Here is a 15249-nt window from a genome sequence, read left to right on the forward strand (position 1 = left end):
GCGGCAATTCCGCGGTCGCACCGACGTCGGTCTCTGTCTCCTCCGACACGCCCTTGCCCGTCTCAGCTTCGCCGCTCACCCGCCCCTCCGTGTCTTTTTCAGCTTCTTGATCGCCTGCTCCAAGGAGCGCTCCCCATCGCAGTAGTCTTGCCAGGCCGAAGACTTATCCATGAGTGCTGGAACTGTCCTGATCGTGAACCGTGTCGGATCGAGAGTGGACTTCACCTGGGTCCAGTTCAGCGGCATGGACACCGTCGCGCCCGTTCGGGCCCGCGGTGAAAGCGGCGCCACCGCCGTTGCCATGCGATCATTGCGCAAATAGTCGAGGAAGATCCGGCCCTGGCGCAGGCTCTTGGTCATCTTGATGAGATAGCGGTCGGGGAAGTCTTCGGCCATTTGCTGGCAAACCTCGCGGGCGAAAGCCTTTGCATCGTCCCAGGAAAGCGGCGTCTTCCTGTTGACCGACAAGGGTGTCACCACGTGCAGGCCCTTGCCGCCCGTGGTCTTGCAGAAGCTGACGAGGCCGAGCTCATCCAGCCGATCACGTATCTCCCGCGCGGCCTCGACTACGGTCGAAAACGCAACGTCGGGTCCAGGATCGAGGTCGAAAACGATCCGACCGGGAACGTCGGGATGCCCCGGTTCGCAATTCCAGGGGTGCAGTTCAAGGCCACCGATCTGGGCAACGGCGATCAATCCTTCGATGCGGTCGACCTGTAGATATGGCTTCTTGTCACCGGTGACCTTGACCAGTTCCAACAGGTTCGAGGTCCCGGGCATAGCATGGCGTTGGAAGAACTGCTGTCCGGCAATGCCATCGGGCGCCCTGATGATCGAGCACGGCCGACCTTTGACGTGGTCGATAAGCCAGGACCCGACCGCCTCGTGATATCGCGCCAGATCCTCCTTGGTAACAGGCTCGTCATCGCCGGCATCCGGCCAGAGCGGCTTGTCGGGGCTGGACAGGATTACGCCCATGACCTCGGCTTTGGCATTCTTGCGACGCGCCGGCCGGGCGCCTTTTGTCTTTCCCGGATCCGGCAGCGCGACCGTGTCCGGCGAGGCCGGCTCTTCCGCCTCGACTTCGTCGGCCGGCTTGTCCTTTCGCAAGCCCTTGAAGGCTGCCTGGCGAACGAGACCGTCTGCCGTCCATCCGGCAAACTGGATTTCTGCAACAAGCTCCGGTTTCAGCCAGACGATATCGGCTGTCTTCTTCGGTGCGCCGATGCCGGTAAAGGGCGACCGGGATGTTTCGTGCTCTTTCAGTTTGGGCAAGAGCTTTTCAACCGTTGTCGCACTGAAACCCGTGCCGACCCGACCGACATAAACGAAATGCTTGCCCCGGTAGACACCGACAAGGAGCGAGCGGAATTTGCCATTTGTCTTGGCATAGGCGCCAATCACCACCTCATGGCCGGCCCGACATTTCGACTTGACCCATGTCCTGGTCCGTCCGGACTGATAGGGTTGATCCGCCCGTTTGGAAACGATGCCTTCAAGGGACAGCTTGCAGGCCGACCGCAAGACCGCATCGCCGCCAGTTTCGAAGTGTTCGACAAAGCGCAGACGCGGATCGCCACCCCCATCACCCCCCTTGTCCGCATCCGTCTCGATTAGGCGTTGCAGGCGCTGCTTGCGATCGGCAAGGGTGTTCTGGCGCAGGTCCTCCAGACCCTCAAACAGGAGATCGAAGGCGAAATAGACGAGATTGCCAGTTGCCTTTTCTGACAGCGCTGCCTGTAGGGCGGCAAAGTCCGGAGCACCGTTCTCATCCAGCGCACAAATCTCTCCATCGATGATGCAGTCGGGAAGGTGGGCTGCGGCCTTGGCAATTTCGGGGTATTTCGCCGTCCAGTCGAGCCCTTTGCGGGTCTTGAGCGTGACCTCCCCGTCGACCACCCGCATCTGGATGCGATATCCGTCAAACTTGATCTCGTGCAGCCAGTTGCTGTCCTGCGGCGGACGAGCGGCAGTCTCGCAAAGCTGAGGTGCGATGAAGTCTGGCATTACCGGCTTTACCGATTGAGACGCGCCCTTGCTCGGCGCCTTCTTTCGCTTGTCCGCGGCAAGGCCATGACGGCTGTCCCAGCGGGCATCGGCTTCTACGGCGGCCTTGGTCATCATGAAGGGGCGAGGTTTTCGGCCCTTGCCGGCGGCGATCTGATCCATTGTCCGGCCGGATGCAACGGATGTTGTGTTTTCGTCCAGAACTGCGGCGCCCTCGTCATCGACCGAATACTCGTCCCGATGTTTGATCAAGAGCCAATTTGTGCGTTTCCCGCCGTCTCGATCCTTGCGCATGCGCACGAGAACGAAACTGCCCTTGAGACGCTCTCCTTCAAGCGTGAACTTGAAGTCGCCTTTCTTGAGAGCCTCTTCCGGCGACCTTGAGCCCTCAGGCTCCCAATATCCGCGGTCCCAAAGCAAGACGGTGCCGCCTCCATATTGGCCTTTTGGAATCGTTCCCTCGAAGTCACCGTAATCGAGAGGATGATCTTCGACTTCCACGGCGAGCCGCTTGTCTTGCGGATCAAGCGATGGTCCTTTGGTCACGGCCCAAGATTTGAACACGCCCCCCAGTTCCAGCCGCAAGTCGTAGTGCAGACGGGTCGCGTCATGTTTCTGGATCACGAACCGCAACCGGTTTGATCCCTTGACGCCGCCCTCCCCGCTCGGCTCCCTCGTCTTTTCGAAATCCCGCTTGGATCGATAGGTGGAGAGCGTGTCAGCCATCGAGGTTCTCCAGGCTCAGTGTACGGACACCCGGATTGCGCCGAGCTCACCAAAGGCCCGTTGCACTGAAGAGATGAGGCTCGACTGGATATCCGCGGATACCTCAATCTCGCCATTGAGCGCCGCATCGTCACGTGCTCCACCGCCATGAGAGGCGTCCCCGCCAGATGGAGCGGAGCCGGCGGTGTTCTCGCTCGTGGCTGACTGGACGAAGATGTCCGCCCGGGGGACGCCATGTTGCTGGACGAGATGCTCAATGGCGAGGTCGGCCGCCTCTCGGGTCTCAAAGGCGGCATTGATGGTCGTGGTGCTGTCGTCGGCCATGGATACTCTCCGATTGGGAACATTCAAGTGAAACGCCTGGAGATGAAAGGAGTTTCCAACGACAGGTATTGATATTGACCTGACACCCGGACTGGGCCTAAAACAGGGCGATGTTCTTGTTTCGTTTCCTCAAGGTTGAACACCGACGCTCATGGATGCCAGGACCGCATCGACCATCCGCAAGATTATCCACGTGGACATGGACGCCTTCTACGCCTCCGTCGAGCAGCGCGATAATCCGGCACTTCGTGGCAAACCCTTGGCAGTTGGCGGAGCCGCCGCGCGAGGCGTTGTCGCGGCCGCCAGTTATGAGGCTCGCATGTTCGGCGTTCATTCTGCCATGCCATCGGTCACGGCCGCCCGGAAATGCCCCGACCTGATATTCGTGAAGCCCCGCTTTGACGTCTATCGCGCGGTATCGCAGGAGATCCGCGAAGTTTTCGCTGAGTACACAGCGATGATCGAGCCTTTGTCACTCGATGAGGCCTATCTCGACGTCACCGAAAACCTGAAGGACATGCCCGTCGCCACCGAGATCGCCCTGGAAATCCGCGCAAAGATCAAGGCCGCAACCGGTCTCAATGCTTCGGCGGGCATCTCCTACAACAAGTTTCTGGCAAAGATGGCTTCCGATCTCAACAAGCCGAACGGTCAGGCCGTGATCACTCCGAGACATGGCCCGACCTTCGTCGAGCAGCTGGCGGTCAAGAAATTCCATGGCGTCGGTCCAGCCACCGCAGAGAAGATGCATCGATTGGGAATAGAAACCGGCGCCGAGCTGAAGGCGAAGCCCCTCCAGTTTCTGACAGAGCATTTCGGCAAGGCCGGCCCATTCTTCTTTGGAATTGCCCGGGGCATTGATGAACGCCCGGTCAGGCCGGACCGGGAACGCAAATCAATCGGCGCGGAGGATACGTTCGCCGTCGATATCAGTGCATTGGACACTGCATCCAATGAACTGCGATCGCTTGCGCAAAAGGTCTGGTCCTCCTGCAAGGCCAAAGGCCTCAGCGGAAAGACGCTGACCGTGAAGGTCAAATACGCCGATTTTGAACAGGTGACCCGTAGCCGGACGACATCACTGCCCTTTGCTGACCTCGGAGATATTCTGGAAGTGGCCGATGTCCTGCTTGCCGGCCTCTATCCCTTTAAACGGCCGGTCCGTCTGCTCGGCTTGACCTTGTCGTCCCTCTTTGCCGACAAGGAGGCCGATCAAGTCGACGAACCCCAGCTCGGTCTGGGTTTGTGAAGGACGCAATCAGAGCACTTCGCCATCACGCCAAACGGGATCACCTCGTTTCCGTTCGCACAAACTTTGAGCCCAACACTCGCGCAACCTGTGAAGGAGGTCATCTGGACCAAGGTCGGAGAAAAGAATGCACGCGGCCAGAGCTCAGCTGAAGCAGACTTCGGCAATTGGGGCCCGAGACTGCGGATACGTTTTGGTGGCCCCAGGAAGAAGACCGCGCCCATGATTGGGAATTGCCAAATCAGTGGGAACCAAGAAGAGTGCCGGGATAAAAATTGAAGCTTCTCACTGCAGCGGCTCTAAGGGAGAAAGACGTGAGAAAGAGACTGTTTGCGGTCGCGGTCACAGCGCTGCTGCCGGGCATCGGCCTCCTCACCTATAATGAGCTGGCGAGCCGCGAGGAGCGGCGTGTCGAGGTTCATAATCAGGCATCTCAAACCGCCCGAGACGCCGCAGCTGAACTGGACCGGGTGCTGGAAGGCGCAAAGAGCCTGCTCATCGCAGTCTCGGCTTTGCCAACGGTGGTGGATCTCGATCCCGTAAACTGCGGAACGTCGCTGAAGCGGATCTCGAGCAATCTTCAGATGACGGGGGCAATTCTGGTCATTGACGCGGAGCGCAAACTTGTCTGCGATAGCCAGGGAAACCCGGCAGGTGTCGACTTCTCAGAGCGGACTTATGTCAATGACGGTCTGACGGCTGACGCCGATACTTTGGTAGTGGGCAATTACACCGTCAGCAAGCTGACAGGCGCTGCCGTTCTTCCGGTGGCCGTCCCGCTCATCCGCGATGAGGCCATTATCGGCGTCGTTGCCACGGCCATAAGGCTCGACTGGCTGCAAGAGCGCATGGCAGAAAGAGACCCGACCGGTCGGGCGACCGTCATTCTGGCCGATCGGGAAGGCGTGATACTGGCGCACGCTCCGCATTCCGGTGGTCTTGTCGGTACAAAATTGCCCGAAGCCCTTTCGTCCAAGGTCCAAGCCGCGGGTTTCGGCACTTTGGAGACGACTGGGCTAGACAACAACGCCCAGACCATCATCGCTTACAGACCGGCCACCCCTGTCCTGCCAGTATTTGTCAGTACCGGGCTTTCCAGCGCTGAGGCCTTTTCCAGCATCAACCGGACCACCTGGGCGAGCCTTTCAATGGTGCTGCTCAGCGTCGTGGCTGCCTTCCTCGCCGCGACATTTGTCGGAGACCGTTTCATCCTCAGACCAATCTACCGCATCGTCGGCGTTCTCGAGTCCTACAAGGCAGGAAGTCTCGCCAGCCGAACCCACATGGAAAGCACTGGAAGTGAGCTCGGGCTCGTCGGCAGCACGGTTGACAGCCTGCTTGATGAACTCGAGGCAAGACGTGCTGCCTCCGCGCTATCTGAAGAGCGTCGTTCTCTGTTGGTCGGTGAGCTCAGGCACAGGGTCAAGAACACACTGGCCGTGGTGACGGCGATCGCGCGCCAGACCTTTCCCCGCGACGAGCGTCTCAGCTCCTTTTCGCAGCGATTGTCGGCATTGGGTCGCGCCTATGATCTGATCTTTGCAGGGCAGGAAGGCAAGTCCGAAGCGCAGATTGCAGATATCGTGAGGGCCGCGCTAGCGCCCTATGAAGACGACACCGAGCCCCCCTTCCAAATAACGGGCCCCGCCCTTGCCGTCCAACCCGAAGGCGGTCTGGCGCTCTCTCTCATCATTCACGAACTCGCCACCAACGCCACAAAGTATGGGGCGCTCAGTGAAAAGGGCGGGCGCGTCCTGATTTCATGGAGCAGCGCGAATGGGCGCGTCAGCTTCTCCTGGCAGGAGCTGCACGGGCCGCCTGTGGCAAAACCCGAGCGAGTGGGATTTGGTTCTCAGCTGATCGGCCGTGCCTTTCCCGCGAGCTACAAGCCTAAGCTGGATCTCGACTTTGCCCCTGATGGTCTGAAGTGCACGATCGAGTTCGAGGAAGAGATTGTCTTGGGCATGCCGCCGCATTCGAGCTGAGGTTCGGTGGCGCCGACTTCAGAAGGCACATAACGGCATGAAGCGATAAGTTTGCCGCCGAGCGGACTGTGACAAGAACCTACACTCATGCTCGCCAAAGCAGCCGCTCAAATCGTGCCTAATGCGCCCTGCACTGGGAACGACAGACGCGGCGACGGGTTCGCAAAACCGTATGGGAGCGTCGCGATCGATCGTTATTCTTGTGAAGACCGAAAAGCCCCTGCCAGTTATCCACCTGGACTGACTCGCAGTTCTTTTTGATGTCGAAAACAATATCAAATCTCGGTAGCGATGCAGAAATCAACATCAACAATCACGAAACGATCGAGATCGCTGACCGACTGCGCCAAGCCATAAAAGCCAAACCGCTCAACAGTAAACGCACTTAACCCCGCCTGCGGATCCCAACTTCGTGCTACTGGGCTTGCTGCCTCGAAACCTCACATCGAAGCGGAGTTGGCCCATGCGCTCGCCCTCGAGCGTTGCGTATCTCCGTTTCCACACCCTGCAGACGTTATTTTCGGGCGCGCCTCTCGAGGGAGGATTGCAGCAGTTCGATCAGACTAGAACGCTGCACAGGCTGAAGTTTGTCGAGATTGTGCTGCCGCCAGCGAACCGCGGGACGATCGGCGACTTGACCTATCTTGAGCAAGGGCCAGTCCGGTTGGCCACGCTCGAAGCTGATGAGAAATTCACGGTGATGATCCGGCATGTCTCCGATCAGCATCTCGGTCATTTCATGCTGCGTTTTCACGGAATTATGTAGCAATGCCACAAAGTAGGTAACCTGTCCTCGCGCGCAACCTTTGATATATAAAGTGCGAATAATTACGAGCGCGACACGAATAGCCTGACGAATTTCACCCCGCCAACTGGCTGACTGTCAATGTGTGAGAGTGTTGCCGAGGTAGTCAAGGTCTCGATCAAGTTCCCCGTCCTTTCGCCGGACTCCTACGACCCTTTTGAAGACGGATCACGGGTATCTCGCAGAGATTCAAAAGTTGGGCTTAACCCGAGAAGAAGCCTGGAATCTGATTACGGGATTCCAGTGCGGTGGTTGGTTGGGCTTCGACAGGCTCATGGAAACCATGCCGGAGGAAGTCGCGGTGGCGAAACTAGCGTAATGATCTCTGTCCCCAGCGAGGTGGAAGGCGTCGCTGGGGACCGAATTCGTCGCAGGCATTACGGGAAACGCATCGACGGAGGCACCATCAGTGCGTCCGCATATTGCCGAGAACCTACGCCGCCCTGATTTGCTCTTCTTTGACTTCTGAGATCAGTTCCGGATGTCTGTCCAGAAGTGACAGAAGCTTCACCAATGAGACCGGAGGCTTCGCACGTCCACGCTCATACCGTGAAAAGGCGTTATCACCTCCACCAAAAACGCGTCCGGCTTCCTTCTGGTCGAGATCAAGTTTTTTCCTAACCTTGGCAATGAACGCAGGATCGACACCGCTTTCTTCATTCACCTGACGCTTGAACGCCCGGATTTCCGCGCCATAGCGATCTCCGTTCAACCTGTCGAGAATGACTTCGTCGCATGAAGCGCAGAAATCACCCTCGACGCCTTTAATCACAGTCGCCTTAGACTTATAGGTATAAGGGATGTCCCGTATTTCATGAGACAATTCGGCACCACCGCACATTGGGCACTTCATGATCACTTCTCCTTAAAGGACACTATCAAAAGTCCGTTCGTTATAGTCAGCTTGATATAGGCTTGCGTTCCCGAATCAATAAAAGGGCGGTAAACGTCCTGCCATATCGTATCGTCCGCATGTGTTGTCATCGACTTGTGTAGGTCTCCGACTGTCAGCTTCTTGATGATCGCGCACATTTCATCAAGCGTTTCGATTCCGAGATCATCGGCTCCATCGTAAGCAGTGTTGGTGGCGCGGACGTCGTCTTCAGCGATACAAGCGAAGACATCCTCCAACGGATAGTGGGCGACCTTCTTTTCTGTCATGATAAATACACCTATTAGGTCAATTTGGCAATTAGGTTTTTGCATTTTTTGGAATTCTAGCGACACCGCGCCCTTACTAGCGAGAGCGGGTTAACTCCCAGTAGCCAACGGTTGTAGAATTCACACAAACAACCGAGAATCGCTTCCAGGCTGCACAATAATCACCCCGTTATAGGGCCTCAGCGACGCGATATTGACGGGGCGAGCGAAGCTTGCCGCTTTCTTGGCGATCCAGGGAAGCTGGAATTCACCTGCGGTTTCGAGAGCGTCCACGATGCGGTTGGTGATTTCCTGATGCAGATCGAATTTGGGTGAAGATGACTTGGCATGAGCGTCTCCTTTCGCGTGTCAGACCGCGACCATCGCGGCCTGATGGCGTCTGGAGAGACAGGCCCAGACAACCCTTGCACCCCGAAGGGGCGGGCGAAGCGAAAAGACGGTGCATACCGTTGCATAGGGATGGGAGGGGCTGTCAGGAAAGCTTAAGGAAGGCAGCCATGGTCCGGCTCGCCGCGAAGAGGCCCGCCCCTATCGTCAACGCGCTGTAAGCAAGATCGCAGCTTGATCCTGAAGTCCAGAACAGTCGACGACTGACTTTGACCCGTCGGCAGCCGGATTGCGCTGAGCTGGAGACAGTCGAAAGACGGCGGGTGACGGATTGATGACGAAACTGGAAGGAGACTGAAAGCCTTCTTACGTCCCTGACATGATGAGCGCCTAAAGACGGGGACGAACGCAGCCGGTTCGCTCCGGGTCGAGCTGCAACCTCGTCAAGACAAGGTGCACGCGATGAAGATCATCCAGATCAGCGACACGCATTTCAGCCCGACCAAACCGCATTTCAACGACAATTGGGATCCGATCCGGCAGTGGATTGAAGAGGAACAGCCCGACCTCGTCGTTCATACCGGCGACCTGACAGTGGATGGGGCAGATCTTGACGAGGATCTCAGTTTTTCCATGGCACTGCTTGGCGAACTGACGGTGCCAGTCCTTGTCGTGCCTGGAAATCACGATGTCGGACACATGCCAGGTTCCCATCAGCCGGTCGACGATCTGCGTCTCAAGCGCTGGCGCGATTTCGTCGGGCCCGACCGCTTTGCCAAGACCATTGGCGACTGGTTGGTCATCGGCGTGAACAGCCTCCTCATCGGATCCGGACATGCCGAAGAAGAGGCACAGCTTGCCTGGCTCAGCGAGACCCTTGCAAATCGCAACGGCCGGCGCGCTGTCATCTTCGCGCATAAGCCGCTCTTCGTCGACGATCCCGATGAAGGTGACACAGGCTATTGGGGAGCACCGCCCAGACAACGTCGCGAAATCATCGATTTGCTGACAGCCCACCAGGTCGCACTTTTTGCCAGCGGCCATCTCCACTGGGCCTGGCAAGGACGTTTGGGGGTCACGCAGCTTGTCTGGGCGCCTCCGACTTCCTTCATCATAGACAAACTCGAGCGAGAAATGCCGGGCAGCCGCCTTGTTGGGGCTGCAATCCATCGGCTCGGCCAAGCGGTTGAAAGCGAACTTGTCTCGGTGGCTGGCGCGACGGCGCATGTGCTCGATGAGGTGATCGACGAGGTCTATCCGCGCAACATTACCACTGCGCCTGTGGAGGCCGCGCAATGAGTGCCTTCAGTCTTCGCGACGTCACCAAGTCCTATAGTGGCAACAGCATACTCAAGGGTGTCAGCATTGAGGCCGAAGCGGGCGAATTCATCGCCCTTGTCGGACCATCCGGCTGCGGCAAGAGCACACTGCTTCGCATCGTCGCCGGTCTCGATCACGCCGACAGGGGTGAGATTATCATCGGCGGTGAAGACGTATCTTCGCGTGCGGCCGGCGATCGCAACATTGCCATGGTTTTCCAGTCCTACGCCCTCTATCCGCATCTGACCGCGGGTCAGAACATTGCCGTCCCGCTTGCCATGCGCCGCCTGTCCATGGCCGGTCGCCTGCCCCTGATCGGCGGCCTGTTGCCAGAGCAGCGAAAGATCAGGGCCGAGATCCAGCGCCAGGTGAAGACCATGGCGGCATCCTTGAAGATTGACCACCTCCTCGAGCGCAAGCCGGGCCAGATGTCGGGTGGCCAGCGCCAGCGCGTGGCTCTCGCCCGCGCCATGGTCCGCCATCCAAGCGTCTTCCTGATGGACGAGCCTCTGTCCAACCTCGATGCCAATCTGCGCGTTCACGCGCGCGGCGAGATCGTCGACTTGCACCGCAAGGCCGGCGTGCCAACACTCTATGTGACCCACGATCAATCGGAAGCGCTGTCGATGGCCGACCGTGTCGCGGTCATGATCGGTGGCCGGCTGCTGCAGCTCGACAGCCCACGCCGGATCTATGATGAGCCTGTCCATCTCGAAGTCGCCAAATTCTTAGGCCAGCCGCGCATCAATCTCCTGCAAACCGTGGTCGATGATAACGGCCTCGTCCAGGCAGGCGATATCCGCCTATTGACCCATACGCCCCTCAAGCCGACCACGCCCATCACAGTGGCATTCCGTCCAGAATTCGTCCGGCTGGCACGCGCCGGCGACGGAAGTCTGCCAGCCCGCATAGAGAGGCTCGAATTTCTCGGCTCAGAAGTCATCGTCTTCACCCGGCTTGCGGCCATGGAAGGGATTGTCGTCGCCAAGATCGCCCCTGCCGAGGCGATTGGCCTTGCCGCTGGCCAGCCCGTCGATCTGAAACTCGATCCCTCAGCGATTTTGGTCTTCGACGAAAAAGGTGATCGGTTGTCTGCTGAGATCGCCATTGTTTCGGCCAAACGCACGGAGGCTGTGTATGGCTAGCCTTGCGATCGATCCTGGTCGGGTGACGGCCAACATCAGCGCTCAGCAAATAGCCAAGCGTCGTGAAGCGCGCATTGCGCTTCTGCTTTCTGCTCCGGCCCTCCTCCTGCTGCTGGCCTTCGTGATACTGCCGACAGTGGCCGTGATCTTCCTAGGCTTTACCGACTTCGAGCTCGGCTATGGCAGTTTCAATTTCGTCGGCTTCGACAATTATGCCGATCTCTTGAACGACCGCACCTTCAAGAAGTCCCTTTGGAATACGACGGTCTATGCCGCGATCGTCGCACCCGTCTCCATGGCGCTTGGACTTGGCATTGCGCTTCTGATCGAGAGCGAGGGCTGGGGCAAAAGCCTGTTCCGCACCGCTTATTTCCTGCCGGTGGCATCGCTGCTCGTCGCCATGGCAACAGTGTGGCAATACCTGTTCCATCCAACCATCGGCCCGATCAACGCTGTACTGACCATGATCGGGATCGATGGGCCGAACTGGCTGGGCGCCTCGAGCACGGTCATGACGAGCCTGTCGATTATCGGCATCTGGCAGTCAACGGGCTTCAACATGGTTCTCTTCCTGGCTGGCCTGTCTGCCATTCCACGCGAACTCTACCAGGCCGCGGAAGTGGATGGAGCGCGCTCAGCCCTATCCCGCTTCCGCCTTGTCACCTGGCCAATGCTCGGACCAACCACACTCTTTGTCACAACGATCTCGATCATCAACGCCGTCAAGGTCTTCGAAACGGTCAAGACACTTACCGAAGGAGGCCCCAACAAGGCGTCCGAGGTCCTGCTTTTCACCATCTACCAGGAGGGGTTTGTCTATCTGAAGGTCGGTTACGCCTCTGCGATGACAGTGATCTTTCTCGCAATCCTGGTCTCGCTGATGGTCCTTCAATACCGCGTCATGGACCGGAAGGTGCACTACACATGATGACCGATCGCTTCACCCCGGTTCGCGCCCTGCGCCTCACCCTTCTTGTCCTTGGCGCGCTCGTCTTTCTCGCACCCTACATCTTCATGATCTCCACTGCCGGCAAGGCGCAAAGCGAGATCTTCTCGTCGTCGCTCAACCTGATCCCGCAGACCTGGTCCTATGCCGAGAATTTCGCGAAAGCCTTCGGTCGGGTGTCGATGGGGAACTTGCTCTTGAACGGCGTCATCGTTTGCGGCCTGATCCTTGTTGTGCAGATCCTGGTGGCGATCCCTAGCGCCTATGCCATGGCGAAGCTCTCCTTTCGCGCCGCGCGGCTGATGATGGCCTTGGTCATGCTTGGCCTTCTGGTGCCGATCCACGCAACGGCACTTCCGCTTTACGTCGCCTTTGATCGCCTGTCGGTCCTCAACAGCTATTTCGCGCTGGTCGCTCCCTTCTCTATTTCGGTCTTTGCTATCTTCCTCTTCCTCCAGTTTTTCCGCGGCATCCCGGACGACCTGATCCATGCGGCACGCCTCGACGGCATGTCCGAGACGGGCATCGTTGCGCGCGTGATCGTTCCGAATGCCTGGCCGGCCATTACCGCCTTTTCAATCTTTTCGGTGGTCGCCCATTGGAACGATCTGTTCTGGCCGCTGATCGTCGTCACCAACCAGGCCTATGCGACCCCGCCGCTGGGACTGCTTTACTTTCGCGCGGCCGAGGCAGGCGACGACTACGGCGCATTGATGGCTGCGACCCTCATTATCACCCTTCCCCTCGTGCTCGCCTTCCTGCTTGCGCAGAAACGCTTCGTCGAGGGCATCACCATGACCGGTCTCAAAGGCTGACCGGTCGCAACCCAGGAGAACTGCGATGACTGATCTCAAGAAGGCGCTGGCAGCTCTTGCCATGACGCTGGCGGTGAGCGTTCCGGCCCATGCCGAAACGACCCTCAATGTCCACTATCCTATGCCGGGCTTCTTCAAGGACGTGATGGACACGATCTCGAAGAAGTTCATGGAAGAAAACCCTGACATCAAGATCACCTTCGCCAACCCTTCCGCGACGTATGAGGAAGGCATCCAGACCATCATGCGCCAGGCTGGCACGGCAGAAATGCCCGATGTTACCTTTATCGGTCTCAATCGTTTGCGTATGGTCGATGAGCGTGACATTCCCGTCGATCTCGGCCCCTTCATGGAAAAAGACGGCAATATGGCCGAACAGGGCTTCTCGGAAAACATCCTGAAGCTCGCAAAGGTCAAGGGCAAACAGGTGGGACTTGCTTTCGCCACCTCCAACCCGATCATGTACTATAATGCCGATCTCGTACGCCAGGTCGATGGCGACCCGGACCAGCCGCCGAAGACCTGGGACGAGGTCATTGCACTCTCGTCGAAGATCAAGGCCCTTGGCAACGGTACGGAAGGCATCGATTTCCGCTGGCAGGGTGATGACTGGATGTTCTCCGCGCTTCTGTTCGGCGCTGGCGGTCAAATGCTGAGTGACGACGAGGCCACTGTTGCCTTCAACGGTCCTGAAGGCTTGAAGGCCTTCGAACTGGTCGACCGCATGGTCAAGGAAGGCGGTCTTCCTGTCTTCACCAAGCAGGCAGGCGAACAGGCCTTCGTGGCCGGCAAGGTCGGTTTTGCCTTCCAGACCACGGGCGCGCTGCGCAACACCATCAAAAATGTTGGAGACAAGTTCGATCTTCGAACCGCCCCGATCCCGCGCCTCGATCCCGTCAACGGCAAGCTGCCGACCGGCGGCAATGCTGCGGTTATGCTGACCCGTGATGCCGAGAAGCAGGAAGCCGCCTGGAAGTTCATCAAGTTCGCCGCCGGCCCTTACGGCGCCTCGGTCGTCGTTCCCGGCACCGGCTATGTCCCGAACAATGAGCTCGCCGCCACCTCGCCGGACTATCTGGGCAACTTCTACAAGGAAAACCCGCTGTTTCGCGCCGGCCTGGAGCAAATGCCGCTGATGCAGCCCTGGTACGCATTTCCCGGCTCGAACGGCGTGAAGGTCACCCAGACGATCGTGGAAAACCTGTCGCGTGTGGTCGAGCAATCGGCCGAGCCGAAGGAAGCGCTCGACGACGCTGCCGCCGAAGTCGAGGGCCTGCTGCCCAGAAGCTGAAGACCAGGCTTTGCCTGCAAGTCCGAAATTGCGCGCGCCGTCCCGACGTCAGGCGGCGCGCCCTCCCCGGCCACAAGGCTTATGCACGACTGGAGATCGGCTCTGGCGTTTGCGGAGCCTGCCTAACAGTCCCGCCAGGGTTTAGCTTGTAATCCAGCGTCAGATGCCGTGGCACGGCTGAATTTGCAGCCATATCGAGGAGGAGCGATGCAGCCGTTGCGCCCATACTGACGTCGGCCATTTCGATGGTGGTCAAGGGCGGATACACCAGCTGCCCAATGGCAATCCCGTCAAATCCCGCAACAGAGACATCATCTGGCACTTGCAACCCCTCCCGTCTCACCGCGCTGATCACTCCGAGCGCCAGAAGATCGTTGGAGGCAATGATCGCCGTTGGCCGATAGAGCGACAAAATTTCAGAAAGATCGAGATCACCGTAACCGGTCGTGAGGGAGACTTGGAGGGCATCTGCAATCTCGAGACCTGCTCCCTGCATGGCGTCGCAATAGCCCTCATAACGCAAACGGGCCCTGTCGGAACTGGCAAACCAGCCGGACACAAACAGGATCTGGCGATGACCATGATGGATGAGGTGGTTGGCAAGCTCCTGTCCGGCGCGTCTGTTGTCAGTGGTGACTGCCGCCTTGAACCGAGGCGTCGGCTGGTTGTGGAGAAGGACGGTCGGCGGCAGATCGACAGACAAGGTAGACTGGCTGACCAGGGGATTGCAGAGGGTCATGATAAGACCGGTCGGGTTTTCTGCCAGAAGGGCAGCGATCGCATCGGGTTCACGGGCCGGGTCATAGTCAGACTGGGCAATCAGGACCCCGTGCCCTGCAACGCGCATGCGGCTTTGAATGCCGGACAATGACGCGGCGAAGACGGGATTGCTGATGCTGGGGATCAAAACGCCGACAACCGGACGATGGCGCTTTGCTGCAATCGTCCCCTCCAGCTTCTGGTATCCGAGCTCCAATGCCGCTTTGCGAACGCGTCGCAGCATGGCTTCGCTGACCGGACCGCTGCGATTGAGTACGCGGCTGACAGTGGCCATAGAGCATCCGGCACGGGAGGCAATTTCCTCGATCGTCGACATCTTCTCATCGCTCACTTCAAAAGATCGGCGCTCGCCACGATGCAGCACCCGG

Annotated in this window: 14 protein-coding genes; 8 read left to right on the top strand and 6 right to left on the bottom strand. The window is 58.6% G+C overall.

Annotated features, from left to right (window positions below):
• Nucleotides 1–75: 75 nt before the first annotated feature.
• A complete protein-coding gene (gene ligD, locus E9677_RS16685) occupies nt 76–2733 on the bottom strand; it encodes a DNA ligase D (protein ID WP_136559209.1) in 2658 nt (885 codons plus the stop codon).
• Between the two features lie 15 nt (nt 2734–2748).
• A complete protein-coding gene (locus E9677_RS16690) occupies nt 2749–3057 on the bottom strand; it encodes a hypothetical protein (RefSeq protein ID WP_136559210.1) in 309 nt (102 codons plus the stop codon).
• Nucleotides 3058–3208: 151 nt separating this feature from the next.
• On the opposite strand from E9677_RS16690, the gene dinB reads away from it, so the two are divergent.
• From dinB to E9677_RS16705, 3 genes are all read left to right on the top strand, one after another.
• Nucleotides 3209–4306, top strand: coding sequence for a DNA polymerase IV (dinB, locus tag E9677_RS16695; protein ID WP_168801246.1), 1098 nt, complete (start codon nt 3209–3211; stop codon nt 4304–4306).
• A 314-nt stretch (nt 4307–4620) separates the two neighbouring features.
• On the top strand, nt 4621–6291 hold the full coding sequence (locus tag E9677_RS16700) for a sensor histidine kinase (RefSeq protein WP_168801247.1): 1671 nt from the start codon (nt 4621–4623) through the stop codon (nt 6289–6291).
• 463 nt (nt 6292–6754) lie between these two features.
• On the top strand, nt 6755–7057 hold the full coding sequence (locus E9677_RS16705) for a hypothetical protein (protein WP_136559212.1): 303 nt from the start codon (nt 6755–6757) through the stop codon (nt 7055–7057).
• A 472-nt stretch (nt 7058–7529) separates the two neighbouring features.
• On the opposite strand, the gene E9677_RS16710 is transcribed toward E9677_RS16705, so the two are convergent.
• The 3 genes from E9677_RS16710 to E9677_RS16720 form a co-directional block, all read right to left on the bottom strand.
• Nucleotides 7530–7949 (bottom strand): type II TA system antitoxin MqsA family protein, encoded by a 420-nt coding sequence (locus E9677_RS16710; RefSeq protein WP_136559213.1) that lies wholly within the window; start codon nt 7947–7949, stop codon nt 7530–7532.
• 2 nt (nt 7950–7951) lie between these two features.
• Nucleotides 7952–8257: a type II toxin-antitoxin system MqsR family toxin gene (locus E9677_RS16715; protein ID WP_136559214.1), complete on the bottom strand. Its 306-nt coding sequence runs from the start codon at nt 8255–8257 to the stop codon at nt 7952–7954.
• 120 nt (nt 8258–8377) lie between these two features.
• Nucleotides 8378–8557, bottom strand: a complete 180-nt coding sequence (locus E9677_RS16720; protein ID WP_136559608.1) for an ArdC-like ssDNA-binding domain-containing protein — start codon at nt 8555–8557, stop codon at nt 8378–8380.
• Between the two features lie 489 nt (nt 8558–9046).
• Here E9677_RS16720 and E9677_RS16725 point away from each other — a divergent pair, with 489 nt between their 5' ends.
• From E9677_RS16725 to E9677_RS16745, 5 genes are read left to right on the top strand one after another with little or no spacing between them, the layout of a single operon-like run.
• Nucleotides 9047–9883 carry a metallophosphoesterase family protein gene (locus E9677_RS16725; protein ID WP_136559215.1) on the top strand — a complete coding sequence of 279 codons (837 nt, stop codon included), beginning with the start codon at nt 9047–9049 and terminating at the stop codon, nt 9881–9883.
• Complete coding sequence (locus E9677_RS16730; protein ID WP_136559216.1) at nt 9880–11049, top strand: ABC transporter ATP-binding protein; 1170 nt, start codon at nt 9880–9882, stop codon at nt 11047–11049. Before E9677_RS16725 ends, E9677_RS16730 begins: the two co-directional genes overlap by 4 nt.
• On the top strand, nt 11042–11977 hold the full coding sequence (locus E9677_RS16735) for a carbohydrate ABC transporter permease (protein ID WP_136559217.1): 936 nt from the start codon (nt 11042–11044) through the stop codon (nt 11975–11977). The genes E9677_RS16730 and E9677_RS16735 overlap by 8 nt, the downstream gene beginning before the upstream one ends.
• Nucleotides 11974–12810: a carbohydrate ABC transporter permease gene (locus tag E9677_RS16740; protein WP_136559218.1), complete on the top strand. Its 837-nt coding sequence runs from the start codon at nt 11974–11976 to the stop codon at nt 12808–12810. The genes E9677_RS16735 and E9677_RS16740 overlap by 4 nt, the downstream gene beginning before the upstream one ends.
• 25 nt (nt 12811–12835) lie before the next feature.
• Nucleotides 12836–14101 carry an ABC transporter substrate-binding protein gene (locus E9677_RS16745; RefSeq protein WP_136559219.1) on the top strand — a complete coding sequence of 422 codons (1266 nt, stop codon included), beginning with the start codon at nt 12836–12838 and terminating at the stop codon, nt 14099–14101.
• A 79-nt stretch (nt 14102–14180) separates the two neighbouring features.
• Here the strand turns inward: E9677_RS16745 and E9677_RS16750 are convergent, their stop codons facing one another.
• On the bottom strand, nt 14181–15197 hold the full coding sequence (locus E9677_RS16750; RefSeq protein ID WP_136559609.1) for a substrate-binding domain-containing protein: 1017 nt from the start codon (nt 15195–15197) through the stop codon (nt 14181–14183).
• Nucleotides 15198–15249: the final 52 nt, after the last annotated feature.

The sequence above is a fragment of the Peteryoungia rhizophila genome (genome assembly GCF_004912145.1).
In the GTDB taxonomy this organism is placed as follows: Bacteria; Pseudomonadota; Alphaproteobacteria; order Rhizobiales; family Rhizobiaceae; genus Allorhizobium; species Allorhizobium rhizophilum.

Bases quoted from the DNA above. Each gene is read 5' to 3' on its own strand.
- ligD (WP_136559209.1), bottom strand. From the start codon at position 2,733: ATGGCTGACACGCTCTCCACCTATCGATCCAAGCGGGATTTCGAAAAG.
- E9677_RS16690 (WP_136559210.1), bottom strand. From the start codon at position 3,057: ATGGCCGACGACAGCACCACGACCATCAATGCCGCCTTTGAGACCCGA.
- dinB (WP_168801246.1), top strand. From the start codon at position 3,209: ATGGATGCCAGGACCGCATCGACCATCCGCAAGATTATCCACGTGGAC.
- E9677_RS16705 (WP_136559212.1), top strand. From the start codon at position 6,755: ATGCGCTCGCCCTCGAGCGTTGCGTATCTCCGTTTCCACACCCTGCAG.
- E9677_RS16710 (WP_136559213.1), bottom strand. From the start codon at position 7,949: ATGAAGTGCCCAATGTGCGGTGGTGCCGAATTGTCTCATGAAATACGG.
- E9677_RS16715 (WP_136559214.1), bottom strand. From the start codon at position 8,257: ATGACAGAAAAGAAGGTCGCCCACTATCCGTTGGAGGATGTCTTCGCT.
- E9677_RS16725 (WP_136559215.1), top strand. From the start codon at position 9,047: ATGAAGATCATCCAGATCAGCGACACGCATTTCAGCCCGACCAAACCG.
- E9677_RS16730 (WP_136559216.1), top strand. From the start codon at position 9,880: ATGAGTGCCTTCAGTCTTCGCGACGTCACCAAGTCCTATAGTGGCAAC.
- E9677_RS16735 (WP_136559217.1), top strand. From the start codon at position 11,042: ATGGCTAGCCTTGCGATCGATCCTGGTCGGGTGACGGCCAACATCAGC.
- E9677_RS16740 (WP_136559218.1), top strand. From the start codon at position 11,974: ATGATGACCGATCGCTTCACCCCGGTTCGCGCCCTGCGCCTCACCCTT.
- E9677_RS16745 (WP_136559219.1), top strand. From the start codon at position 12,836: ATGACTGATCTCAAGAAGGCGCTGGCAGCTCTTGCCATGACGCTGGCG.
- E9677_RS16750 (WP_136559609.1), bottom strand. From the start codon at position 15,197: ATGTCGACGATCGAGGAAATTGCCTCCCGTGCCGGATGCTCTATGGCC.